At 69.0% G+C, this 23,102-nt stretch carries 17 protein-coding genes; 7 read left to right on the top strand and 10 right to left on the bottom strand.

Going from position 1 to position 23,102, the window contains the following annotated elements; translation table 11 throughout:
* Window positions 1-25 precede the first annotated feature (25 nt).
* Both trxA and grpE read left to right on the top strand, forming a co-directional pair.
* Window positions 26-349: a thioredoxin gene (trxA, locus tag KL771_RS17265; protein ID WP_054360208.1), complete on the top strand. Its 324-nt coding sequence runs from the start codon at window positions 26-28 to the stop codon at window positions 347-349.
* Between the two features lie 154 nt (window positions 350-503).
* Window positions 504-1,130, top strand: a complete 627-nt coding sequence (gene grpE / locus KL771_RS17260; RefSeq protein WP_261969780.1) for a nucleotide exchange factor GrpE — start codon at window positions 504-506, stop codon at window positions 1,128-1,130.
* Between the two features lie 45 nt (window positions 1,131-1,175).
* On the opposite strand, the gene KL771_RS17255 is transcribed toward grpE, so the two are convergent.
* Window positions 1,176-2,552: a hypothetical protein gene (locus tag KL771_RS17255; RefSeq protein WP_261969779.1), complete on the bottom strand. Its 1,377-nt coding sequence runs from the start codon at window positions 2,550-2,552 to the stop codon at window positions 1,176-1,178.
* Window positions 2,553-3,009: 457 nt separating this feature from the next.
* Between KL771_RS17255 and KL771_RS17250 the strand changes: the two genes are divergently transcribed.
* The 3 genes from KL771_RS17250 to KL771_RS17240 all read left to right on the top strand — a co-directional run bounded on the left by KL771_RS17250 (window position 3,010) and on the right by KL771_RS17240 (window position 6,127).
* Window positions 3,010-3,462: a thiol-disulfide oxidoreductase DCC family protein gene (locus KL771_RS17250; RefSeq protein ID WP_261969778.1), complete on the top strand. Its 453-nt coding sequence runs from the start codon at window positions 3,010-3,012 to the stop codon at window positions 3,460-3,462.
* Window positions 3,459-5,141, top strand: coding sequence for an SDR family oxidoreductase (locus tag KL771_RS17245; protein WP_261969777.1), 1,683 nt, complete (start codon window positions 3,459-3,461; stop codon window positions 5,139-5,141). The genes KL771_RS17250 and KL771_RS17245 overlap by 4 nt, the downstream gene beginning before the upstream one ends.
* Window positions 5,142-5,320: 179 nt before the next feature.
* A complete protein-coding gene (locus KL771_RS17240) occupies window positions 5,321-6,127 on the top strand; it encodes an SDR family NAD(P)-dependent oxidoreductase (protein ID WP_261969776.1) in 807 nt (268 codons plus the stop codon).
* A gap of 63 nt (window positions 6,128-6,190) precedes the next feature.
* Here the strand turns inward: KL771_RS17240 and KL771_RS17235 are convergent, their stop codons facing one another.
* Complete coding sequence (locus tag KL771_RS17235) at window positions 6,191-7,540, bottom strand: polyhydroxyalkanoate depolymerase (RefSeq protein WP_261969775.1); 1,350 nt, start codon at window positions 7,538-7,540, stop codon at window positions 6,191-6,193.
* Between the two features lie 514 nt (window positions 7,541-8,054).
* Here KL771_RS17235 and KL771_RS17230 point away from each other — a divergent pair.
* Together KL771_RS17230 and KL771_RS17225 are read left to right on the top strand one after the other, a co-directional pair.
* Entirely contained in the window at window positions 8,055-9,413 is a 1,359-nt protein-coding gene (locus KL771_RS17230) for an ActS/PrrB/RegB family redox-sensitive histidine kinase (RefSeq protein WP_261969774.1), read from the top strand.
* A gap of 206 nt (window positions 9,414-9,619) precedes the next feature.
* Window positions 9,620-10,177 (top strand): ActR/PrrA/RegA family redox response regulator transcription factor, encoded by a 558-nt coding sequence (locus KL771_RS17225; protein WP_054360203.1) that lies wholly within the window; start codon window positions 9,620-9,622, stop codon window positions 10,175-10,177.
* Between the two features lie 99 nt (window positions 10,178-10,276).
* Here the strand turns inward: KL771_RS17225 and KL771_RS17220 are convergent, their stop codons facing one another.
* The 8 genes from KL771_RS17220 to KL771_RS17185 form a co-directional block, all read right to left on the bottom strand.
* Window positions 10,277-11,698 (bottom strand): sodium:proton antiporter, encoded by a 1,422-nt coding sequence (locus tag KL771_RS17220; protein ID WP_261969773.1) that lies wholly within the window; start codon window positions 11,696-11,698, stop codon window positions 10,277-10,279.
* Between the two features lie 137 nt (window positions 11,699-11,835).
* Complete coding sequence (locus tag KL771_RS17215) at window positions 11,836-13,170, bottom strand: methyl-accepting chemotaxis protein (RefSeq protein ID WP_261969772.1); 1,335 nt, start codon at window positions 13,168-13,170, stop codon at window positions 11,836-11,838.
* Between the two features lie 195 nt (window positions 13,171-13,365).
* Window positions 13,366-14,892 (bottom strand): UxaA family hydrolase, encoded by a 1,527-nt coding sequence (locus KL771_RS17210; protein WP_261969771.1) that lies wholly within the window; start codon window positions 14,890-14,892, stop codon window positions 13,366-13,368.
* A 142-nt stretch (window positions 14,893-15,034) separates the two neighbouring features.
* Window positions 15,035-16,144, bottom strand: coding sequence for a pyridoxal phosphate-dependent aminotransferase (locus KL771_RS17205; protein WP_261969770.1), 1,110 nt, complete (start codon window positions 16,142-16,144; stop codon window positions 15,035-15,037).
* Window positions 16,145-16,254: 110 nt separating this feature from the next.
* Window positions 16,255-19,368, bottom strand: a complete 3,114-nt coding sequence (locus KL771_RS17200; RefSeq protein WP_261969769.1) for an efflux RND transporter permease subunit — start codon at window positions 19,366-19,368, stop codon at window positions 16,255-16,257.
* 101 nt (window positions 19,369-19,469) lie between these two features.
* Window positions 19,470-20,636, bottom strand: a complete 1,167-nt coding sequence (locus tag KL771_RS17195; protein ID WP_261969768.1) for an efflux RND transporter periplasmic adaptor subunit — start codon at window positions 20,634-20,636, stop codon at window positions 19,470-19,472.
* A gap of 325 nt (window positions 20,637-20,961) precedes the next feature.
* Window positions 20,962-21,498 (bottom strand): hypothetical protein, encoded by a 537-nt coding sequence (locus KL771_RS17190; protein WP_261969767.1) that lies wholly within the window; start codon window positions 21,496-21,498, stop codon window positions 20,962-20,964.
* 32 nt (window positions 21,499-21,530) lie between these two features.
* The gene (locus KL771_RS17185) at window positions 21,531-23,012 is read right to left on the bottom strand and encodes a cobyric acid synthase (protein ID WP_261969766.1); all 1,482 of its coding nucleotides are present in this window, start codon (window positions 23,010-23,012) and stop codon (window positions 21,531-21,533) included.
* Between the last annotated feature and the right edge of the window lie 90 nt (window positions 23,013-23,102).

Raw genomic sequence — 23,102 nt, 5'->3', positions numbered from 1 at the left:
GCGCCCGTTCCGAAAGGCCTTTCCCATGGCGTCCGAGAAAGTCACCGATTCGTCGTTCGAAGCCGACGTGCTCAAGTCCTCCGAGCCCGTGCTGGTCGACTTCTGGGCCGAATGGTGCGGCCCGTGCCGCATGATCGCCCCGGCGCTCGAGGAGATCTCGACCGAGATGTCCGGCAGCGTGAAGATCGCCAAGCTCAATATCGACGACAACCAGCGCATCGCGCAGGTCTATGGCGTGCGCTCGATCCCGACCCTGATCCTGTTCCGCGACGGCAAGCCGGCCGCGAACCTGGTCGGCGCCTATCCGAAGAACAAGATGGTGGAATGGATCAAGACCAACATCGCCTGATCCGCCGCCCTTCGGCACCGTCATCCGTCGCAACGCCCCGGCCCCGGCCGGGGCGTTTGCGTATCGGCCTACGGATGGCTTGATTTCGCCGCTGCGAAACCTCAAATGCACGGCCGGAACCGAACCCGAATCCGGCCTGTTGATTGAGGACGCCATGAGCGACGAAACCCGTTCGAACACCACCGCGGCGGATCAGACCGAAGCGGCGGCCGCGGGCGCGCCGACGCCCGACGCCGCTCCCGCCGAGACCGCCTCCCCCGATCCGACCGAACAGCTGCGCGCCGAACATGCCGAGATGAAGGATCGCCTGCTCCGTACGCTGGCCGAGATGGAAAATCTGCGCCGGCGCACCGAGAAGGAGATCAAGGACGCGCGCGAATACGCCATCACGGCCTTCGCCCGCGATCTTCTCGGCGTCTCCGACAACCTGACCCGCGCGGTCGGCGCCCTGCCGGCCGAGGCGCGCGCGGCGGCCGAGGCCGCCGTCACGTCCCTGATCGAGGGCGTCGAACTGACCGGCCGCGAACTCGCCAAGGCGATGGAGAAGCACGGCGTGCGCCGCATCGAGCCGATGGGCGGCCGCTTCGACCCGAACCTGCATCAGGCGATGTTCGAGATTCCGAATGCGGAAGTCCCGTCCGGGACCGTGCTGCAGGTGCTGCAGGACGGCTACGTGCTCGGCGACCGCGTGCTCCGCCCGGCCCTGGTCGGCGTCGCCAAGGGCGGCCCGAAGGCCCCCGCAGCGCCCGCCGAGCCGGCCGGCGTCGACCGCACGGTCTGATCCGAAGGGTGGTCTGAATGGATCAGGGCGACCCCGCTGCCGGCCTCAGCGCCGCGGCAGGGTCGTCTCGGAACGGCTGCCGTCGCGGAATTCGAGCCGGACGGTCACCGAGCGGGTCGTCGGCGGGATCTTGAAATAGGGCGTCGCGCTCGGCGGCAGCGAGAACGGATCCTTTGGGTCGCAGGGCGGCAGCGGAATGGCCTTGTCGACCGGCTCGCTGTCGAGGCCATAGGTGGCCTTGGCGATGGTGCAGCGATAGGTCATCAGGTGGGTCGTGTAGAGGGTCAGGCCGGTCCCCTCGCGGTAGGCCACCCACGAGCCCTTGGTCATCTCCAGGGCCTGCCGCTGCTGACCGACCAGGGCCGACATCGGATCGAACGGAATCCGGAACGGCCCGACTGCGCTGCCGCGCAAGTCCTGGTAGGCGACCTCGATCACCTGCGGCTCGGCGCCGGGGATGACCGAGATGGTCGTGTTCGGGCTCGGCCGGCCGGTGCGCTGGTCGATGCCGACGGCCGGTCCCGCCTGGACCATCGGTCCCGCCTCGCCGAGCCGGTAGGAGAAGCCGGTCGCCGGCTCGGGCAATTGCACATAGACGGACCAGTCGGCATTCGAGCGCGTGAAGATCGCGCGCGGCTCGCTCGGCATGTTGATCAGCGCCGTCTCCAGCACGCCGCGGCGGCGGCGCGCCTTGTCGAGCCAGTCGGCCAGCATGGAGAGGTCCAGGAACCGGTTCTTCAGCAGGCCGGCTTCCTCGGCCTGCAGGAAGCGGTTGAGCGCGTCGCGCTCGCGCCGCTTCTCGCCGATGGTCTGGCTGCCGAGCCGGGATTCGGAGAACTCGTCGGCATAGAGATACCAGCCCGGCCCGTAATCGGGATTCATGGCCATGAAGGCCTCGATCCGGCGGCGGCGGTCGCCATCCTCGGCGAGCGTCGCGGCGACCAGTTCGAAGGCCGGGGCGCGATTGCGATCGGCCAGCGTGGCGAAGACCTGGCGGGCGCCCGAACGGCCGTCCTGGACCAGCACCAGGGCGGCGAGCCGGCTCCAGGGATCGACCGCATCGAGGTCGAGCCCGGCGACCTTCAGATAGGCCCGGCGCGCCTCGACGGCATCGCCGCGCATCTCCGCCGTGCGGGCATTGTGATACCATTCCGGAGCGTTGCGCGGCTCGGGCACCGGTCCGGTCGCCGCCAGGGCCGCGAAACGGCGGGCCATGTCCTCGATCGAGACCGTCGCGGCCGGCGATACCGAGGCAAGCTTCGAGGTATCGGCCGCACCGGGTCCGGCAGCGACGCGCAGGGCCGGCTCCGGCGCGGCGATCGGCGGAAGGGCATCGGCGTCGATATCCTCCGGTGGCAGGCGCGGCGGCGCGACCGCGGCCAGGATCTCGCCGGTCGCGGTCTGGCCGACATGGGTCGGCACGGTGGGCGCCGCCGAGGCGGCAACACGGGCAAACCGACCGGCGTGCGGAGGAAGGACTTCGGACGGACGTTCGCTGAACAGGGCCGGCGCCGCCATCGGAACCAGTACGGCCGCTGCCGCCACCAAACCGGCGAGCCCGACCCGCCGCGCGAGACGGGCGGGAAGGCGTGCCTCACCGGCAAAAGGCCCGGCGCCGTCGAGGTCCCTTCCGTAGGGGCCGGGCGCGTTGCCGGGACGATGCGAGGCGCGGGCCGACCGCTGAACCGCCATTTCGACCCTTCGACCGTCCGACATCGACGCAAAATCCCACTGTGGCGCTTCTGCAGCTTGTTACAGGGGATGTGTTTCTCCCTGATTTCGTCGAGTGTTACCCATTGCCTTGCCGCACCGGCCGGGCCACCCTGTCGGTCCTCGCAGCCGGGGCTGGATCCGGCGCTCCCGCCGGAATTCGACGCGCATGCTGAAGTCCCGCGACTGGTCTCCGGTCCCCTGGCAGGGCGCCGACGGCGTGATCCTGTTCGACGGCGTCTGCGTGTTCTGCTCGCGATGGGTCCGCTTCGTGGCCCGGCGCGACCATGCGCGGCGGTTCCGCTTCCTGCCGATCCAGAACGATGCCGGCCGCCGTCTGGCCGCCGCGCTGGGAATCGACCCCGAGGCGCCCGAGACCAACGCCGTCGCGGTCGGCGGCAGGGTCTGGTTCAAGTCCGATGCCGCCATCGAGGTCACCCGCCACCTGCCCGCCTGGCGCTGGACGCCGGTCGCCCGCCTGGTGCCGCGCGTCGTGCGCGATGGCCTCTACGACCTGATCGCCCGCAATCGCTATCGCCTGTTCGGCCGCAGCGAGACCTGCATGGTACCCGGCCCGGATCTGGCCGGCCGACTCGTCGCCGGGGGAAGCGATCCGACATGACGGCCCGTCGCGTTCTGGTCATCGGCGGGAGCGGCGCCTTCGGCTCCCGTCTGGTGGAGCGACTGTTGGCGACGACCGATTTCGTGGTGGTCATTGCCGGCCGCGACAAGGCGCGCATCGAGCGGGCTGCGCGCGACCTGTCGGGCCTGCATCCGGGCTTCGCGGTCGAACCGGTCGTGCTCGACACCGCCACGCTGACCGCCGACGACCTGAAGGGCCTGCGGCTCTGGGCCGTGGTCGATGCGGCCGGTCCCTGGCAGGGGGCGACACCTCGGGTCGCAGAAGCCGCGATCGACGCCGGCTGCCACTATGTCGACCTCGCCGACGCGCGCGACTTCGTGCGCACCATCCCGCCGCTCGATGCCCGCGCCCGCCGCGCCGGCGTGGTGGTGCTGACCGGCGCCAGCTCGACGCCGGGCCTGTCCAATGCCGTGCTCGACCGGATGACGCGCAACTGGGGCAAGGTCGAGACGGTCTTCGCCGCCATCGCCTCGGGCAATCGCGCACCGCGCGGCAAGGCGGTGATCCGCGCCATCCTGTCCTGGGCCGGGCGGCCGGTGCGCGTCTTCGAGAACGGCGTCTGGCAGGAGCAGCCGGGCTGGAACTGGCCGCAGGCGATCCGCATCGAGGGGCTCGGCCGGCGCTGGGTCTCGCTCGCCGAAACGCCCGACCTCGATCTTCTCGCCCATCGCTACCGGCCGACCCGTGCCGCCGTGTTCAAGGCCGGGCTCGAACTGCCGGTGCTGCATTTCGGCCTCTGGGCGCTGGCGCAATGGGCACGGCTGCCCTTCGTCGGATCGCTGACCGGGCTCGCCGAGCCGTTGCGCCGCATGGCGCTGTGGCTCGACCGGCTCGGCAGCGACCGCGGCGGCATGCTGGTCGAGGCGGTCGGCACGGAAGCGGCCGGACGGCGCGTGCGTGCCGTCTGGCAACTGGTCGCCGAGGCCGGCTCCGGGCCGACCATCCCGACCCTTCCGGCCGTCGCCGCCCTGAAGGTGATCGCCGCCGGCAAGATCCTGCCGCGCGCCGACATCGCTGCCGGCCGCATTCCACTCGATGCGATCGAGGCCGAGATCGAGCGCCTGCCGATCACCGTCACAACGCGGACCGACGTGCTGGTGCCGCAGTTCCGCCGCGCGCTGGCGGCGGCCTTCGACAACCTGCCGACCCCGGTGCGCGGCCTGCACAGCCCGGGCGCCGTCGCCGACCATGTCGGCGAGGCCGACATCTACGGCGCCAAGAACCCGCTCGCCCGGGCGATCGCACGCCTGATCGGCCTGCCGCGCGAAGGACATGCGGTGCCGCTGACGGTCAGGATCGAGGACATGACCGGCGCCGGCGCGGACCATGAGGTCTGGACCCGGGACTTCGCCGGTCAGCGCTTCGCCAGCCATCTCTCGGCGGCCGATGCCGGTGCCGGCGTGATCGAGGAGTGGTTCGGTCCGTTCCGTTTCCGGCTCGCCCTGGAGGCTAATCCGTACGGGCTGGTGTTCCGCTCGGCCGGCTGGCGGATCGGCCGGCTGCCGCTGCCGGCGTTGCTCGGGCCGGAGGCCTATGCGGTCGAGGCGGTCGACGAGGACGGGCGCTTCACCTTCGATGTCGAGATGAGCCTGCCGCTCCGGCTCGGCCGGCTGGTTCGCTACCGCGGCCATCTCGCCCCGGTCCGGCCGGCCCGCTGATCGGACCGGCGCGAAGACGGCCGCAGGGTGCATCCGATGCGGTCCGCGCACACGGCATGGCTCCTGCGCCACGGACGGATCGCTCGGCCGCCATGCGTCGCCGGCCGGAACGGAACGGCCCCGGGCGGCTTATGATCGCGCGCAATGACGGCATTCCCATCGGGCGCGGAGGATCAGGCATGTCCGGCAGGCTGAGACACAAGGTGGCGATCGTCATGGGCGCCGGATCGAGCGGCCCCGGCTGGGGCAACGGCAAGGCGACCTCGGTCCTGTTCGCGCGCGAGGGCGCCAAGGTGGTGGCGGTCGACCGCAATCTCGCCGCCGCCGAGGAGACGGCCGAGATCATCCGGCTGGAGGGCGGTGACGCCGTCGCGGTCGCCTGTGACGCGACGCGGGAGGCGGAGATCGTCGCGGCGATCGAGACCGCCAAGGCCCGGTTCGGCCGGATCGACATCCTCGACAACAATATCGGCATCGCCGAGGTCGGCGGCGTGGTCGAGGTCGCGGAAGCGGAGTGGGACCGGGTCTTCGACGTGAACCTGAAGAGCGCCTATCTGGCGATGAAGCATGTCATCCCGCTGATGGTCGCGCAGGGCGGCGGGGCGATCGTGAACATCACCTCGATCGCGGGCCTGCGCTATACCGGCGTGCCCTATTGCACCTATTCGGCGACCAAGGCGGCGCTCGGCCACCTGACCCGCACCACGGCGGCCGAATATGCGGCCCGCAAGGTGCGGGTCAACGCGATCGCCCCCGGTCTGATGAAGACCCCGATGGTCGAGCACACCGCGGGGCTCGCCAAGGCCTATGGCGGCGGCGACATCGAAGCCATGTGGAAGAAACGCGACGACCAGGTGCCGATGGGCCACATGGGCGACGCCTGGGACGTGGCCTATGCGGCCGTCTATCTGGTCTCCGACGAGGCCAAATACGTGACCGGCGTCGAACTGGTCGTCGACGGCGGCATCACGCTGAAATATTCCTGACGGCAGGCCGCCCGCAGTGGGCGGCCTCAAGGGACAGATCCGAGCCTACCCCGATCGGCCGGCTCACTTGACCAGCGAGATCGACGGGCGGCTGCCGCGCTTCGACGAGGCGGGCTTCTCGGCCGCCGTGGTCACGGCGGCCGGCACGGTCGCCGACGGCTTGGCGGCCATGCCGCGGGCGCGGCCGCGATCGTGGGTCAGAATGAAGTCGGTGATCCGCGGCGCGATCTCGGAGCGGAAGCGCGAGCCGTTGAAGACGCCGTAATGGCCGACGCCCTGCTGGACATAGTCGGCGCGGCTGTCGGCCGGGATGTTGCTGCACAGCGTATGCGCGGCCTGGGTCTGCCCCATGCCGGTGATGTCGTCGAGTTCGCCTTCCACGGTCAAGAGCGCGACGCGGCGGATCGCCGACGGATCGACGCGGCGGTCGCGATGCATCATCTGGCCGCGCGGCAGGGCGTGGTCGATGAACACGGTCTCGACGGTCTGCAGATAGAATTCCGAGGTCAGGTCCATCACGGCCAAGTATTCGTCGTAGAAGTCGCGATGCTTCTCGGCCGAATCGCCGTCGCCCTTGATCAGGTGGCGGTAGAAGTCGTGATGCGCGGTCATGTGGCGGTCGAGATTCATCGACATGAAGCCGCCGAGCTGCAGGAAGCCCGGATAGACGGAGCGCATGAAGCCCGGATGCGGGAACGGCACCTGCATGATGACATTGCGCTCGAACCACTCGATGCCCTTGTCGGCGGCAAGCTTGTTGACCGCGGTCGGCGAGATGCGGGTGTCGATCGGCCCGCCCATCAGCACCATGGAGGGCGGGGCGTAGGGATCGTCGTTCTGCTCCATGATCGAGACGGCGGCCAGCACCGGCACGGAGGGCTGGCAGACCGCGATCAGATGCGCCTCGCCGTGCAGCGCGTGCATCATCGAGATGACGTAGTCGATATAGTCGTCGAGATCGAACCGGCCCTGGTCGAGCGGCACCATGCGGGCGTCGATCCAGTCGGTGATGTAGACCTCGTGGCGCGGCAGCAGCGCCTCGACGGTGCCGCGCAGCAGCGTCGCATAGTGGCCCGACATCGGCGCCACCAGGAGCACCTTCGGATCGTGCCGGCGGCCGGCCTCGAGACCGCGCTCGAAATGGACCATGCGGCAGAAGGGCCGCTCCCAGACCACCCGTTCGGTCACCGGCACGCGCGTGCCGCCGACCAGCGTCGTCTTGATGCCGAATTCCGGCTTGCCGTAGCGCCGGGTGGTGCGCTCGAACAACTCGCAGGCCGCCGCCATCGAGCGGCCCAGATGTGTGTGGGTGAAGGGATTGAGCGGGTTCTGGAAATAGAGCTTGGTCACGTCGGCGGCGGCCCGGAACGGACCGAGGGCGGCATGGTTCAACTCGTAGAATTGATAGAACACGTCGATTCCCCCGACCTGGCGGGCATTGCGGCGGAGCCCCCGCCGCGCGGCCCTTGCGCATCCTGGATGCTAGTCCGTTTGTCCGACAAATACCAAGCTAGCCTTAGGTACTACGGCTGATGTCCCATCCGGCCGATCGCGCCGGCATTCAACGGAAAACGGCTGCCGGACCGCATTTCCGGCCTCTGCCGGCCGCCATAGCGCGCTGGCAGCGGTTCCAAACCGGCGCCGACACGTCCGGAGCAGCCGCAGCGGACGGATATGGGATCAGCCGGCAAAGGGCTTGTCCAGAGGATTCCGTTCGCACCTGCGATCGGACCGCAGGATTTTGTGCCCTGCGGCAAGCTTCGCTCAACCATGTCAGGTCACTGTCATCTCTACGGCCGCCGCAGCGGGGACCCGACGGGCGCTTTCGCCGCGGCGCCCCGGCTTGGCAGGACGCGGCGACGGCGCGCATATAGGGGACGCCCCGGCGCGAGGTTCCCGGTCGACGGGGCTTCAGGGATTGAACGGAATGTTCCCGACCACGGCCGAACTGCGCGAATCCGTCTCCCGCAGCCTGCGGCTGTCCACGCTGGTCACTCTGCGCTGGCTGGCGCTGGCCGGCCAGGCGGCTGCGATCCTGATCGTCCGCTACGGGCTGGAGTTCCACCTGCCGCTCGCCGGCTGCTTCGCGCTGATCGGCATCTCGGCCGCGCTCAATCTCCTGCTGCGCTTCCGCTTCGATCCGACCCACCGGCTCGACGGACCCTATGTGACGGGGCTGCTCGCCTATGACGTGCTGCAGCTGTCCGGGCTCCTGTTCCTGACCGGCGGCCTCGCCAATCCGTTCGCCCTCCTGCTGCTCGCCCCGGTGATGGTCGCGGCCGCGACCATGCCGCCGCGCTCCACCATGCTGCTCGGGGCGATGGTGGCCGGCATGTCGACCCTGCTCGGCGTGTTCCACTGGCCGCTGCCCTGGGGACCGAGCGAGCTGCCCGTGCTGCCGCCGCTCTATCTCGCCGGCATCTGGATGGCGCTGGTCTCGACCGTGGTCTTCTCCGGCACCTATGCGTTCCGCGTCGCCGAGGAGGCGCGCCAGCTCGCCGAAGCCCTTTCGGCGACCGAACTGGTCCTGCAGCGGGAGAAGCATCTGACCGCGCTCGACGGCCTCGCCGCCGCCGCCGCCCATGAGCTCGGCACCCCGCTCGGCACCATCGCGGTGGTCACGCGCGAACTCGAGCGGGAGATCCCGCAAGGCTCGCCGATCGCCGACGACATCGCGCTCCTGCGGAGCCAGTCGGAGCGCTGCCGGGAGATCCTGCAGAAATTGCGCACGCTGGCGACCGGGATGGACGCCTACTACAAGCGCATGGCGCTTTCGAGCCTGATCGAGGAGGTGGTCTCGCCGCTGCGTGAATTCGGAGTCGAGATCGCGGTGACGCGGATCGCCCGGGCCGGCGCGGAGCCGGTCGGCCGGCGCGACCCGGCGATCCTCTACGGGCTCGGCAACATCGTCGAGAACGCCGTCGACTTCGCCAAGGCGCGCGTCGAGATCACGGCCGAATGGGACCAGCGTCAGGTCATCCTGACGATCGCCGACGACGGACCGGGCTTCGCGCCGGAAATCATCGACCGGATCGGCGAGCCCTATGTCACGACGCGCGAGAAGTCCGCCGCCGATCGGGACAGCGACGAGGTCGGCGGCGGGCTCGGGCTCGGCTTCTTCATCGCCAAGACGCTGCTCAAGCGGTCCGGTGCCCGCGTCGCCTGCAGCAATCGCAAAGGCCCGGAGACCGGCGCCGTCATCCGCATCGTCTGGCCGCGCGAGAGCCTCGAGGCCAAGCCCGGCGACGACGACGAGGACGGCGAGGACGATGCGCTTCTCGCATGACGCCGTCGGGAGGCATCGGGAGCCGCCCGAGCCGTCCCGGCCGCCGCGCTCCGGCGCCGCATCCGTGCGCGCTCGCCGGCCGGCGCCTCAGCCATAACCGCAGCTTGGGCGGCCATGATCGGCATGCCGCTGTTCGCGATCATCGGAAGGGGCTATGGTTCGCCTCCAAGACCCGTCACGGGCCACCCAAGGAAAAGGACAACAAAATGATGATCGACGCGCCGGTCGGGACAGGCGCCGACCCGAAGACGCTGCTCATTGTCGATGACGACAAGCCGTTCCTCCAGCGCATCGCGCGGGCGATGGAATCGCGCGGCTTTCTGGTCGAAACGGCGGACTCGATCGCCGACGGCATGGCCAAGGTCGATGCCAACCCGCCGCAATATGCGGTGGTCGACATGCGCCTCGGCGACGGCAACGGCCTCGACGTGATCGAACTGCTGCGCACCCGCCGTCCCGACAGCCGCGCCGTGGTGCTGACCGGCTACGGCAATATCGCGACCGCGGTGACGGCGGTGAAGCTCGGCGCGATCGACTACCTGTCGAAGCCGTCGGATGCCGACGACATCCTGCGCGCCCTGACCCAGGGGCCGGCCGACAAGGCGCCGCCGCCCGACAATCCCATGTCGGCCGACCGGGTCCGCTGGGAGCACATCCAGCGGGTCTACGAGCTGTGCGAGCGCAACGTCTCGGAGACGGCGCGCCGGCTGAACATGCACCGGCGCACCCTGCAGCGCATTCTGGCCAAGCGCGCTCCGCGCTGAGGCCGGACCAAGACGGATTTCCCGGGAAGAAACGGCGGCCGCGGGCCGCCGTTTGTGTTTCGACCGCACGCGCCGGGCGCCCCCCGGCGCCGGGCGCGGTCAGACCCGGAAGAACACCCAGGTGGCGAGCGCAAACAGCGGCACCAGAATGCCGCAGGACCAGGCCATGTAGCCGAAGAAGCTCGGCATCTTCACGCCGCGCTCCTCGGCGATCGCCTTGACCATGAAGTTCGGCGCATTGCCGATATAGCTGTTGGCACCCATGAACACCGCGCCGCACGACATGGCGGTCAGCGTCATGGCCAGTGGGCCCATCAGGGTCTGCGCATCGCCGCCGGCCAGGTTGAAGAAGACCAGATAGGTCGGCGCGTTGTCGAGGAACGACGACAGAATCCCGCTCGCCCAGAAGTACATGGCATTGTCGGGCGCGCCGTCCGGCCGCGTGACCAGGACGACGATCGGCGCGAAGGCCCCGTCCCGGCCGGCCTTCAGCATGGCGATGACCGGGATGATGGTCGCGAAGATGCCGGCGAAGAGCTTGGCGACCTCCAGGATCGGCCCCCAGGAGAAGTCGTTGGCCTCGCGCGTCGCCTTCGGGGTCAGCAACATGGAGAGGATCAGGATCGCGACCAGCAGCCCGTCGCGGACGAGGTTCTGCAGCTCGACCACGGTGCCGTAGACGGTGAAGGCGATGCCCGGCCGCCAGGATCCCGAGACCAGCACCGCGCCGACCACGGCGGCGAGCAGCGCGAAATTGATCCCGCCGACGATGCCGAGCCGCTTGGTGTCCGGCGTCGGGTCGGCGAGCGCGCGGAATTTGTGATCGTAGCGATAGAACCAGGAATCCAAGAGATAGAAGAGCGCCAGCAGGATGAGCGCGCAGAACACGGTCTCATGGGCCAGGTGACTGGTCGTCCAGAAGAAGTCGACGCCCTTCAGATAGCCGAGAAACAGCGGCGGATCGCCGAGCGGGGTCAGCGAGCCGCCGATATTCGAGACCAGGAAGATGAAGAACACGACCACATGGGCGTTGTGGCGGCGCTCGTCATTGGCGCGCAGCAGCGGCCGGATCAGCACCATCGAGGCGCCGGTGGTGCCGATCAGGCTGGCCAGCAGGGTCCCGATGGTCAGGATAACGGTGTTCGTCCCGGGGCTGCCATGCAGGTTGCCGGTGACCAGGATGCCGCCGGCGACGGTGAACAGCGTCCCGATCAGGATCACGAAGGGAATATATTCCGCCAGCGCCGCATGGACGACGAGATGGGTCGAGGCCGAAGGACCCGCCAGCGCCGCATAGGGCAGCACGAAGGCCAGCGCCCAGCCGAGCGCGATCTTGCCGTAGTGGTGATGCCAGACCTGCGGCAGGGCGAGCGGCAGGATCGCGATCGACAGAAGGACACCGGCGAAGGGCAAAGCCCAGAGCACGGACAGATCGGCGCCCCTGATCGCCTCTTCGGCCGCGAGCGCCGGGCCGGCCGCGGCCACGGTCAAGCCGGCCGCGGTCAGGACGGAGAGAATCATTCGGATTCGGATCGAGATCATCGGGCCCCCCGGACGATGCGGTGGGTCACCGATACAGTCTCGCGCGCGCCGGCGCCACCGTCGCGTCGCCCGGTTTCGCCACCGGGCGCACGCGAAGGTCGGCCCGGCCGCCGCCGCTAACGGACAGGACGCAGGCCGGCGACCAGACGACCGAGTTCGACCTGGGCCTCGCCGGACACCTTGTCCATGGCCATGTAGGCCTCGATCGCCTTGCCCATGTCGCCCCCGGCGACCGCACGCACCATGGCGACGGCGTCGCGTCCCATCGACTGCGCCATGCCCGACAGGGCATTCCACGCCGGTGTGCCAGTCACGACCGGATCGACCACGGACCGGAAATGCGGGCCGAGCGGGGCGACATCGGCGGCGAAGCGGGTCGGATCGAGCTTCAGGATGCCGACCAGGCACTCGGCCAGATGCTGCTTCCACAGCAGGTGGTCGGCCCTGAGGCGGCGGACCTCGTAGTGCTCGACGGCCGCCGCACGGCCCTGGTCGAGCATGCCCGAGACGGCGATCTCGGCCTTCTTGATGGCATCGGCCGCAGCGGTCGAATCGGTCTCGTTCTGGGCCGCCAGCCGGGCGATCTCGGTCAGGTTCTTGGCGATCGAGTCGGTCGCCATCTGCTGATCGGACAGCATATGGGTGATCGACGAAACGTCGGTGGTGACGCGGTCGACGCAGTCGCGGATCTGCTCCATGCCGCCGACGACGCGCTCGAAGGTCTGATTGCCGTCGCGCACCTTGGCCCCGCCGACCACCATGGCGTCGAGCATATCGTGCATCACGCCCGTCAAGCCGGCCAGTTGGCCGCGGATCAGGTCCGTGGTGCGGCTGGTGGCTTCCGACAGCTGCTTGACCTCGGCGGCGACGACCGCGAAGCCGCGCCCCGCCTCGCCCGCCCGCGCCGCCTCGATGGTGGCATTCAGGGCCAGAAGCTTGGTCTGGCCGGAAATGGTCTCGATCTCCTTGGCGAAGCCGCCGATCGTCTCGATCGCATTGCCGAGTTGGCCCATGCGCCGGTCGAGGCCCGAAAAGGCGTCGGCGATGTCGGCCATGGCGCGCCCCGCGGATCGGGCCTGCTCGACGCCGCCGTTGACGATGCCGCGCGCGTCGCTGGCGCGGCCATGCGCACTGCCGCTCAGTTCCGCGATATTCTGAATGGTTCGGGCCATCTCCTCGACGGCCCCGGAAATCGCCACCGTCTCGCCGGACAGCTTGCGCACGTTGCCGTTGGACCAGGCCATCAGGCACAGCAGTTCGCTGAGGCTCGCGGATTGCTCGACCGCATTGCCGAACCATTCGACGAGGCGCGCCTTCAGGCCGTCGCGCTCTTCCGCAGCGGCCCGCGACTGCCCCAGCTCGCCCTCCAACTGGGCCAGCCGCATCAATGCAGCCTCCGCGCGCATCTCTTCGGCACCCGTTTGACGGGCCTTCATTTTGCGTCCGAACATCCTTGGGTCTCCCAGTACCCATGCATATATGGACGATCGTGAAGCCACGCGCCTAAGGATGCGTTAATGCTATGATTGCGGCTGGTAGAATGCCTGAAAAGACCTTGGCCCGATCACCGGATTCCGAGAGTTCGATGAAGAATCCGCGATCGGTGCCATAGGGTTAGGTACAATGCATCCGGCGCACGCTGCGCTTCACATGGTCGCACCGATCTGCCACGGGACAAACTCGTTGTCGCCATAGCCCAGTTCCTCGGATTTCGACTTCTCACCCGAAGAAACCTGCAAGATCTTATTGAAGATCTCGCGTCCCTTATCAGCAATGCTGACACCTTCGAGGATATCACCGCAATTGATATCCATATCGTCGATCATTCGATTAAATATATCGGAATTCGTCGCAAGCTTGATCGACGGCGTCGGCTTGCAACCATAGGCCGAGCCCCGCCCGGTCGTAAAGCACAGAACGTTGGCGCCGCCGGCGACCTGGCCGGTGGCGGCGACCGGATCGTAGCCGGGGGTGTCCATGAACACGAAGCCCTTGCGGTCGACCCGCTCGGCATATTCGTAGACGCCACGCAGCGTCGTGGTGCCGCCCTTGGCCGCCGCCCCGAGCGACTTCTCCAGGATCGTGGTCAGGCCGCCGGCCTTGTTACCGGGCGACGGATTGTTGTCCATCGAACCGCCAGCCTTTGCGGTGTAGTCCTCCCACCAGCGGATGCGCTCGACCAGCTTCTCGCCGACCGCGCGGCTCTCCGCACGCCGGGTCAGCAGATGCTCGGCACCGTAGATTTCCGGCGTCTCCGACAGGATCGCGGTGCCGCCATGCTCGACCAGAATGTCGGCGGCCGCGCCGAGCGCCGGATTGGCCGTGATGCCCGAATAGCCGTCCGAGCCGCCGCATTGCAGCGCCAGCATCAGTTCGGAGGCCGGCACCGTCTCGCGCCGGGCGCGGGCGGCGATCGGCAGCATGGCGCGGATGCGCTCCATGCCCTGCTCGATCGTCTTCTTCGTGCCGCCGGTCTCCTGGATGGTCATGGTCTGGAAATGGTCGCCCTCGACGATGCCGTACTCGTCCTTCATGCGGGCGATCTGGAACACCTCGCAGCCGAGGCCGACCAGCAGCACGGCGGCGACGTTCGGGTTGGTCGCATAACCCCACTGGGTCCGCTTCAGGACCTCGAAGCCCTCGCCCGATGCGGCCATGCCGCAGCCCGTGCCGTGCACGAAGGGCACGACGCCGTCGATGGTCGGATAGTCGGCGAGGACGCCGGAGCGGTTGATCGCCTCGGCCATGAAACGCGCGACGGAGGCCGAGCAGTTCACGCTCGACAGGATGGCGACGTAGTTGCGCGTGCCGACCTTGCCGTCCGGCCGACGATAGCCCTCGAAGGTCGCCTGCAGCTCCGGCGGCAGTACCATATCATTGCGGGCGTCCGCCCCATAGGCATAGTCGCGGTCGAAGGTCTGGAAGGCGCAATTGTGGCTGTGGATGTGATCGCCCGGCGCGATGTCAACGGTCGCGAAGCCGATGATCTGGCCGAACTTGACGACCGGCGCGCCGGCCGGGATGGCGACGGTGGCCAGCTTGTGGCCGCGCGGCACCCGCTGGCGGGCCACGACCCCGCCGGCGGACGCGCCGACATCGACCGTGTCGACGGCGACGACGACATTGTCCTCGGCATGAAGGCGGACGGTGCGGGGCGAAAGCGCGCGCGACATGGGCGTTCCTCGTTGGCGGCCGGTTTCATGCCGGCACATTCATCAGACAATTGCAATGTGGTAGCATCGGGGTCTGAACCCCGCAATCGGGCGCGGCGCGGACCCGGCCCGCGTCGGCGGCATCGGACCGGCGCGACCCCGGTCAGGCCTCGCGGCGCGCGACCGCCAGGGCGGCCGGCAGTTCGGCCTCCAGCACGTCGAGATCGGCGGCCGGGCCGCAGCCGATCCGGATGCAGCGATCCTGCGGCGCCACACCGGGCATGCGCACGAACACGCCGCGCTGGGCGAGCGCGACCAGCAGACGCCGGGCGAAGGCGCCGTCATGGCCGCAATCCACGGTCACGAAATTGGTGGCGGACGGCAGCGGCTTCAAGCCGTTGGCCTCGGCGATCCGGCCGATCCGGGCGCGCGCCTCGACGATCCGCTCGCGGATCCAGGCGAGATGCGCGGGATCGCCGAGCGCCGCGAGCGCGCCCGCCTGGGCGATCCGGTTGACGCCGAAATGGTTGCGGATCTTGTCGAATTCCCGGATCAGCGAGGCCGCACCGACCGCATAGGCGATGCGCGCGCCGGCCATGCCGTAGGCCTTGGAGAAGGTGCGGAAGCGCAGCACGTTCGGCCGGCTCACATCGATCGGCGGCAGGGTGCCGTCGGGGGCGAATTCGCCATAGGCCTCGTCGATGCACAGGATCGTGTCGTCCGGCACCGCATCCATCAGCCCGACCACGGTCCCGGCCGGCCACCAGGAGGCCATCGGATTGTTTGGGTTGGAGAAATAGACGAGCCGCGCATCTTCGGCTCGGGCCGTCGCCGCCAGCGCCTGCGGGTCCTCGCGGTCGCCCGTGAACGGCACCGTGACCAGACGGCCGCCGAACCCGGCGACGTGGAAATTGAAGGTCGGATAGGCGCCGAGCGACGTCACCACCGGCAGGTCCGGCTCGACCACCAGCCGGACCGTCAGGCCGAGCAGGCCGTCGATGCCCTCCCCGACCACGACATTGTCCGGACCGACGCCGAGATGACGCGCCAGCGCCTGCTTCAGGTCCCAGTTCTCCGGATCGCAGTATTTCCAGACCTCGCCGGCCGCCTCGGCCATCGCGGCGACGGCCTTCGGCGAGGGGCCGAAGCCGTTTTCGTTGGCGCCGATCCGGGCCCGGAACCGGGTGCCGCGCTGGCGCTCCTGGGTTTCCGGACCGACGAAGGGAACGGTCGCCGGCAGGCCGGCGACGAGCGGCGTGATGCGGGGCGGCATGACGACTCCGGAAGACAAGGACCGTGCGGTGCTTTAGCCCAATCCGGCGGGGAACGCACGTGCCGGCGCATGCCCGCCGCGGCAGCGCCGGCGCACCGGTCGATCGACCGTCACTCCGCCGCGTGCAGCTGCGGTGCCGGCGCGCCGCCGGTGCCCTGGCCATGCCCATGCGAAGGGGCCAGATCCTCGTGGTGGTCGCGCTTATGCTCGCGCGCGATCATGTAGTAGACGACCGGCACCACGAACAGCGTCAGCAGCGTGCCGAAGCTCATGCCGCCGACGATGACCCAGCCGATCTGCTGGCGGCTTTCCGCGCCGGCGCCGGTGGCATGGGCGAGCGGATAGGCACCGAGCACCATGGCGCCGGTGGTCATCAGGATCGGGCGCAGGCGCAAGGTCGCCGCCTCGATGATCGCCTCCCGCTTGGAATGCCCCTTCTCCTGCAGCTGATTGGCGAATTCGACGATCAGGATGCCGTGCTTGGTGATCAGGCCGATCAGCGTGACGATGCCGATCTGGCTGTAGACGTTCCAGGTGCCGCCGGTGGCCAGAAGCGCATAGAGCGCGCCGGCCGCCGCGACCGGCACCGTCAGCATGATGATGAAGGGGTCGACGAAGCTCTCGAACTGGGCGGCGAGCACCAGGTAGATGAACATGGCGGCAAGGGCCAGGATCAGCAGGAAGCTGGTGCCGGCATTGCGGAATTCGCGGCTCTGCCCGCCCACGTCGGTGCGCGCGGTCTTCGGCAGCACCTCGTCGGCGACCCGGTCCAGGAAGGCGAGCGCCTCGCCCTGGGCGTATCCGGGCGCCAGCGACGCCGTCAGGGTGACGGAGCGCATCTGGTTGAAGCGGTTCAACTCGCGCGCGGCCGTGACCTCCTTGATGTCGACCAGGTTCGACAGCTGGATCATCGCGCCGTCGGGGCTGCGGACATAAAGCGAGGACAGCGCCTGCGGGGTGGTCCGGTTGGCGGCGGCGAGCTGGACGATCACGTCATACTGCTCGCCCTCCATCTCGAACCGGTTGACCGTGCGCCCGCCCAGCATGGTCTCCAGCGTCCGCCCGACCGTCTCGACCTGCAGGCCGGATTCGAGGATCTTGTCGCGGTTGATCTTCACCTCGACCTGCGGCTGGTTCAGCTTCAGGTCGGTGTCGACGCTGACCAGGCCCGGATTGGCCCGTACCTTCTCCAGCATCTTCTCCTGCAGGACGCGCAGGTCCTCGTAGGTGCCCGAGGTCTGGATGACATATTCGATCGGCCGCGACGAGAAGCCCTGGCCGAGCGACGGCGGGTTGTTGGCAAAGAAGGTGACGCCGGGAATGCGGGCGAACTCGCTGAACAGCGTCGGCACGATCTGCTGCTGGGTGCGCTTGCGCTCGTCCCAGTCGACCAGCCGCGCCACCGCCGTGGCGTTGGTGATCTGCGGGAAGCCGGCGATCACGAAGGTCGACTTGACCTCCGGAATCTTGGCATAGACCTCCTGGGTCTTCTGCGCATAGCGCAGCACGAAATCGAGCGTCGAGCCTTCCGGCGCGACGCCGAAGCCCTGGATGACGCCGCGGTCTTCGATCGGCGACAGCTCCTGCTTGAGGTTCGACCACAGGACCACGGCCGCACCGGCCACCAGCACCGTCGCCACCACGACGAAGGGCCGGATCACCAGCGCCCCCTTGAGCAGCGCGCGGTAGGTGGCGGTGATGGTCTCGAACACCCATTCCAGCGCGCGGTAGAGGAAATTGTGGGTCTCGTGCTCCTTCAGGATCTTGGAGCACATCATCGGCGACAGCGTCAGGGCGACGAAGCCCGACACGATGACCGAGCCGGCCAGCGTGAGCGCGAATTCGATGAACAGCCGGCCGGTGCGGCCGGTCGAGAAGGCCAGCGGCGCGTAGACGGCCGCGAGCGTCACCGTCATGGCGATGACCGCGAAGGCGATCTCCTTGGTACCCTCGATGGCCGCCCGGAACGGCTTCTCACCCAGTTCGATGCGCCGGTGGACGTTTTCGAGAACCACGATGGCGTCGTCGACGACCAGGCCGATGGCCAGCACCATGGCCAGCAGCGTCAATGTGTTGACCGTGAATCCGAGCGCGAACATCATCGCGAAGATGGTGATCAGCGACACCGGAATGGTAATGATCGGGATCAGCGTCGCCCGGACCGAGCGCAGGAACAGGAAGATCACCAGGACGACGAAGATCACGGCTTCCAGGATGGTGTGGTAGACCGCCTTGATCGACCGGTCGATGAACACGGAGGTGTCGTAGGCGACCTCGCCGGTCATGCCGTCGGGCAGCTCCGTCAGCATCTCGTCGATGCGGGAACGCACACCCTTCGAGACGTCGAGCGGATTGGCGACCGCCTGCTTGACGATGCCGAGCGTGACCGCCTCGTCGCCGTTGTAGAGCGCCTGGCGGCGCTCGTCGGCGGCGCCGAGATCGACGCGGGCGACGTCGCCGACCCGGACCAGCATGCCGTCCGCACGCTTGACCACGATCTGGCGGAACTGCTCGGGCGTGTTCAGGCCGGTTCGCGAAAGGACGTTGAATTCGCGGTCGTTGCTCTCGATGCGGCCGGAGGGCAGTTCCAGGTTCTGGCCCTTCAGCGCATTCTCGACATCGGTCGTCGTCAGCTGATAGGCGGCAAGGCGCTGGTCGTCGAGCCAGACCCGCATGGCATAGCGGCGCTCGCCGAAGATGGTCACGTCGGCGACGCCGTCGACATTCTTCAGCCGGTCGACGATGTAGCGGTCGAGATAGTCGGTGATCTGCAGCGAGCTGTGTCGCTTGGAGGCGAACGAGATGTAGATGATCGGCTGCGCGTCGGCTTCGACCTTGGTGATGATCGGCTCGTCGATCGTGTCGGGCAGCTTGCCGCGGACACGGCCGACGCGGTCGCGCACGTCGGAGGCCGCCTCGCTCGGATTGACGGTGGCGCGGAAGCGGGCGGTGATGCGGCTCGATTCCGACCGGCTCGACGAGGTCAGCACGTCGATGCCTTCGATGCCGGCGACCGAGCCTTCGATGACCTGCGTCACCTGGCTTTCGATGATCTCCGGCGAGGCGCCCGCATAGCGCGTCACGATCGAGACGACCGGCTCGTCGATGTTCGGATATTCGCGAACGCTGAGGCGCTGGTAGGAGACCGCCCCGATCAGCACCATCATCACGGTCATGACCGTGGTGAAGACCGGACGCCGGACGCAGAGTTCGGAAAGGGACATGGGCGACGCTCGCTCGGGTCTCGGTACGGGGCGTTCGATGCTTCATCGGACCCGACGGTGCGGGTCCGGACAGGCGGATGGGTCGGTGCCGAACCCGGCCGTCAGGAGGTCGGGCCGGTTCCGACGATCTCGATCGGGACGCCGTCGCGCAGGCGCTGCTGGCCGGAGACCACGACGACATCCTGCGGGCCGACGCCCTCCAGCACCTCGACCCGGCCGGTCAGCCGCAATCCGGTGACGACTTTCGAGCGAACCGCCTTGCCGTCGCGAACGATATAGACGAAGCGCTCGCGGCCCTGGCTGACCAGGGCCGTCTCGGGGATGGTGATCGCTTCGGGATGCGAGGCGGTGATCAGCTCGACGCGCGCGAACAGGCCCGACTTCAGCTCACCGCCGGCATTGGCGATCCGGGCGCGCAGCTGCAGGGCGCGGCCGTTCACGTCGACCTGCGGATCGATCGCGTAGACCTCGCCGTCAAACTTGCGGCCCGGCAGCGCATCGACCTCGACACGGATGCGCGAGCCGACCTTGACGTTGCCGAGTTCGACCTCGGGCAGGCGGAAATCGACCTTGATCGGGTCGACGCGCGACAGGACGATCAGCGCGCGGCCCTTGGTCACATATTCGCCGACGCCGATGGCGGAAAGCCCGACCACGCCGCCGAAGGCGGCCCGGATGGTGGTCTTGTCGAGCCGCGAGGCGGCCAGTTCGACATTGGCGCGGGTGCGGTCGAGCGCATAGCGCGTCTCGTCGCGCGTCCGCTCGGTGCCGGATTTCTGCTTGAACAGCGTGTCGGCGCGGTCGTAATTCGCCTCCGCCAGGGCGAATTCGGCCTTGGCCTGGGCCAGCTCCGCCTTGGCCATCTGATCGTCCAGCCGGAACAGCACGTCGCCGGCTTCGACCTTGATGCCTTCGCGGACCACCACTTCGGAGATGCGCCCGTCGATCTCGGTGGCGACCGTCACGCTCTCGTCGGCACGCAGCGAGCCGATCGCCGTCAGACTGGCCGTGACCGGACCGACCCGCACCTTGGCGGCTTCGACGGCGACCGGACGCTGTGCGCCGCCACCGCCGGCCGGCGCAGGCGCGCCCGGCCGCGATGCGGTCCCGGCCGTCGCGGCGATCTCGGGCAGCGGCGCCGCGAGCTTATGCTTCAGAAGTTCGGCATGGACCGGCTTCGGCAGCCACTCCGGACGATAGAAGCCGATGCCGATCACCACGGCCACGCCGCAAGCCAGCGCCAGAAGCCAATTGAATACTTTCACCATACCTTGCTCCTGGCGAGCAGACCGATCACGCGAAGTAACACGGCCGTGATCCGGCCCGTCCAATCGCCGTCTTTTCCGATGTCGCGGGACTATAAGCAGAAATCCGCGGCGGAGGCCATGGGCCAGAAGCCACGCGTTCAACATTTGCGCAGACAATCGGCTCCCTGCGAAAGAGGCGGGCAGATGTCGTCACAGGTATGACCAAATCCTGACCGAACTCATCGTTGATGGTCACGAAAGTGTGCATTCGACCGGTGCCTGGATTGGGGAACGACACCGGCGGCGGGCAGCACCGTTGCGGAACCGACACGCCCGATCCTGCCGGTCACACCGCCCGCGCGACCCAGGAGGCGAGCGACTCGCAGAGGTTCTCCAGCCGCCGGCGCTCGCTCTGTTCGGTCAGGTACCACGGGCCGCCGTCGGCGGCGTCGCGCTGCGCGGTGATCGGCACGCGCTCGATCGTCCGCCCGGCCCCGTCGACGACCAGGCCGGCGCCGGTGATCCAGTCGAGCGGCCGATCCATGCCGTCCCGGCCGAAGCCGCTGCCGCCGCCATAGGAGGCCATCTGGATTTCCTGAACCACCAGGACCAGCGTCGGCAGACGCCGGTCGCCGGGCACGATCCGGCCGGCGAAGACTCGGGCGGCGATCGGCTCCATCACGGTGCGCACCACCGCCGCATAGCGCGAGACGCCGAGCGCGGCGAGCGGACCGGTATCGACCCGGATGGCCCGGAAGCTGCCGCCGGCGGCTGCGGCCGGCCCGGCCAGGAGAGCCGGGCCGGCCAGAAGCGAGGCGCCGAGACCGCCGAGCAGCGTGCGGCGGGAGACGGTCGGTGGCGTGACGTGGCGCATGTCGTTCATGGCTTGGCTCCGGCAGGGGTGAAGCGGCCCGATCATCGCGCCAGGGCGAGGAGGCCGTCCAGATCCATATGGGTCTCCAGATGGCCGGCAAGGCGATCGAGCACCGCCTCGACCTCCTGCTCGTAGGCATAGCCCGACGCGGCCGCGCCGAGGCCGGCCAGGAAGCCGGCCCGGGCCTGGTCGTCGGCGAAGAGGCCGTGCACGTAGCAGCCGGCGACCAGGCCGGACGGCGAGACCGCCCCATCGACGCGGCCGTCCGCAAAGGCGACGAGCGGCCGCGCCCGCCCGGGGCCGTCGGTGACGCCGACATGCATCTCGTAGCCGGCGAAAGGCGCGCCGCCCGCCGCCAACCGGCCGGTCACCGCCGTCAGCGTCTTGGCGCCGCCCAACACGGTCTCGACATCGAGCAGGCCGAGGCCGGCGACGGCGGCCGGCGGCCCCTCGACCCCGTCCGGATCGGCGATCGACCGGCCGAGCATCTGGTAGCCGCCGCAGATGCCGAGGACGCGGCCGCCGCGCCGGACATGGGCCAGGATGTCGATATCCCAGCCGGCGGCGCGCAGGGCGGCCAGATCGGCGATAGTCGCCTTGGAGCCGGGCAGCAGAACGAGATCGGCATCGCCCGGCAGGGCCTCGCCGGCGCGGATCATGCGCAGCCGGACCGAGGGTTCGCCGCGCAACGGATCGAGATCGTCGAAATTGGCGATATGCGGCAGCAGCGGCACCGCGATGGTCACCGTGCCGGCTGCGGCCGCTCCGCCGCCCGCCCCACCGCGATCCGCCCCGGCCAGCGCCATGGCGTCCTCGGCCGGCAGGCGGCCGGCCTCGGCGAACCAGGGCACCAGCCCGAAGCTGCGCCATCCGCTGCGTTCGGCGATCAGGCTCATGCCGGCCTCGAACAGGCTCGGATCGCCGCGGAACTTGTTGACCACGAAGCCGGCCACCATGGCGGCATCCTCGGCATCGATGACCGCGCGCGTGCCGACGATCTGGGCGATGACGCCGCCGCGGTCGATGTCGCCGACCAGCACGACCGGGACGTCGGCGGCGCGTGCGAAGCCCATATTGGCGATGTCGCCGGCGCGCAAATTGACCTCCGCGGCGCTGCCGGCGCCCTCGACCAGCACGAGATCGGCGCGGGCCCTCAGGCGCTCGAAACTCTCCATGACGGCCGCCTTCAGGCGCGGCTTCCAGGCCTGGAACTCGCGCGCCTTGGCGTTGCCGATCACCCGCCCCTGCACCACCACCTGCGCGCCGACCTCGCTCTGCGGCTTCAGGAGCACGGGATTCATGTCGACCGCGGGCGCGACCCGGGCGGCGCGCGCCTGCAGCGCCTGGGCACGCCCGATCTCCCCGCCATCCGCCGTGACGGCGGCATTGTTGGACATGTTCTGCGGCTTGAACGGCAGCACCGCGAGCCCGCGCAGCGTGAAGGCGCGCGCAAGGCCCGCGACCAGGACCGACTTGCCGACATCCGAGCCGGTGCCTTGGATCATCAATGCGCGCGCCGGCATCCGCCATCGTCCTCCGCGCCCCCGGATCCGGACAGGCGCCGACGGGCAGGAGTGACGGGCCGGCGCGGTGTTGTCCAGAGGCCGTTCAGG

This window comes from Prosthecodimorpha staleyi, from assembly GCF_018729455.1.
Taxonomy (GTDB): domain Bacteria; phylum Pseudomonadota; class Alphaproteobacteria; order Rhizobiales; family Ancalomicrobiaceae; genus Prosthecodimorpha; species Prosthecodimorpha staleyi.
This window is presented reverse-complemented; position numbering and strand designations above follow the sequence as displayed.

Bases quoted from the DNA above. Each gene is read 5' to 3' on its own strand.
- trxA (WP_054360208.1), top strand. From the start codon at position 26: ATGGCGTCCGAGAAAGTCACCGATTCGTCGTTCGAAGCCGACGTGCTC.
- grpE (WP_261969780.1), top strand. From the start codon at position 504: ATGAGCGACGAAACCCGTTCGAACACCACCGCGGCGGATCAGACCGAA.
- KL771_RS17250 (WP_261969778.1), top strand. From the start codon at position 3,010: ATGCTGAAGTCCCGCGACTGGTCTCCGGTCCCCTGGCAGGGCGCCGAC.
- KL771_RS17245 (WP_261969777.1), top strand. From the start codon at position 3,459: ATGACGGCCCGTCGCGTTCTGGTCATCGGCGGGAGCGGCGCCTTCGGC.
- KL771_RS17240 (WP_261969776.1), top strand. From the start codon at position 5,321: ATGTCCGGCAGGCTGAGACACAAGGTGGCGATCGTCATGGGCGCCGGA.
- KL771_RS17230 (WP_261969774.1), top strand. From the start codon at position 8,055: ATGTTCCCGACCACGGCCGAACTGCGCGAATCCGTCTCCCGCAGCCTG.
- KL771_RS17225 (WP_054360203.1), top strand. From the start codon at position 9,620: ATGATGATCGACGCGCCGGTCGGGACAGGCGCCGACCCGAAGACGCTG.
- KL771_RS17220 (WP_261969773.1), bottom strand. From the start codon at position 11,698: ATGATTCTCTCCGTCCTGACCGCGGCCGGCTTGACCGTGGCCGCGGCC.
- KL771_RS17215 (WP_261969772.1), bottom strand. From the start codon at position 13,170: ATGTTCGGACGCAAAATGAAGGCCCGTCAAACGGGTGCCGAAGAGATG.
- KL771_RS17210 (WP_261969771.1), bottom strand. From the start codon at position 14,892: ATGTCGCGCGCGCTTTCGCCCCGCACCGTCCGCCTTCATGCCGAGGAC.
- KL771_RS17205 (WP_261969770.1), bottom strand. From the start codon at position 16,144: ATGCCGCCCCGCATCACGCCGCTCGTCGCCGGCCTGCCGGCGACCGTT.
- KL771_RS17200 (WP_261969769.1), bottom strand. From the start codon at position 19,368: ATGTCCCTTTCCGAACTCTGCGTCCGGCGTCCGGTCTTCACCACGGTC.
- KL771_RS17195 (WP_261969768.1), bottom strand. From the start codon at position 20,636: ATGGTGAAAGTATTCAATTGGCTTCTGGCGCTGGCTTGCGGCGTGGCC.
- KL771_RS17190 (WP_261969767.1), bottom strand. From the start codon at position 21,498: ATGAACGACATGCGCCACGTCACGCCACCGACCGTCTCCCGCCGCACG.
- KL771_RS17185 (WP_261969766.1), bottom strand. From the start codon at position 23,012: ATGCCGGCGCGCGCATTGATGATCCAAGGCACCGGCTCGGATGTCGGC.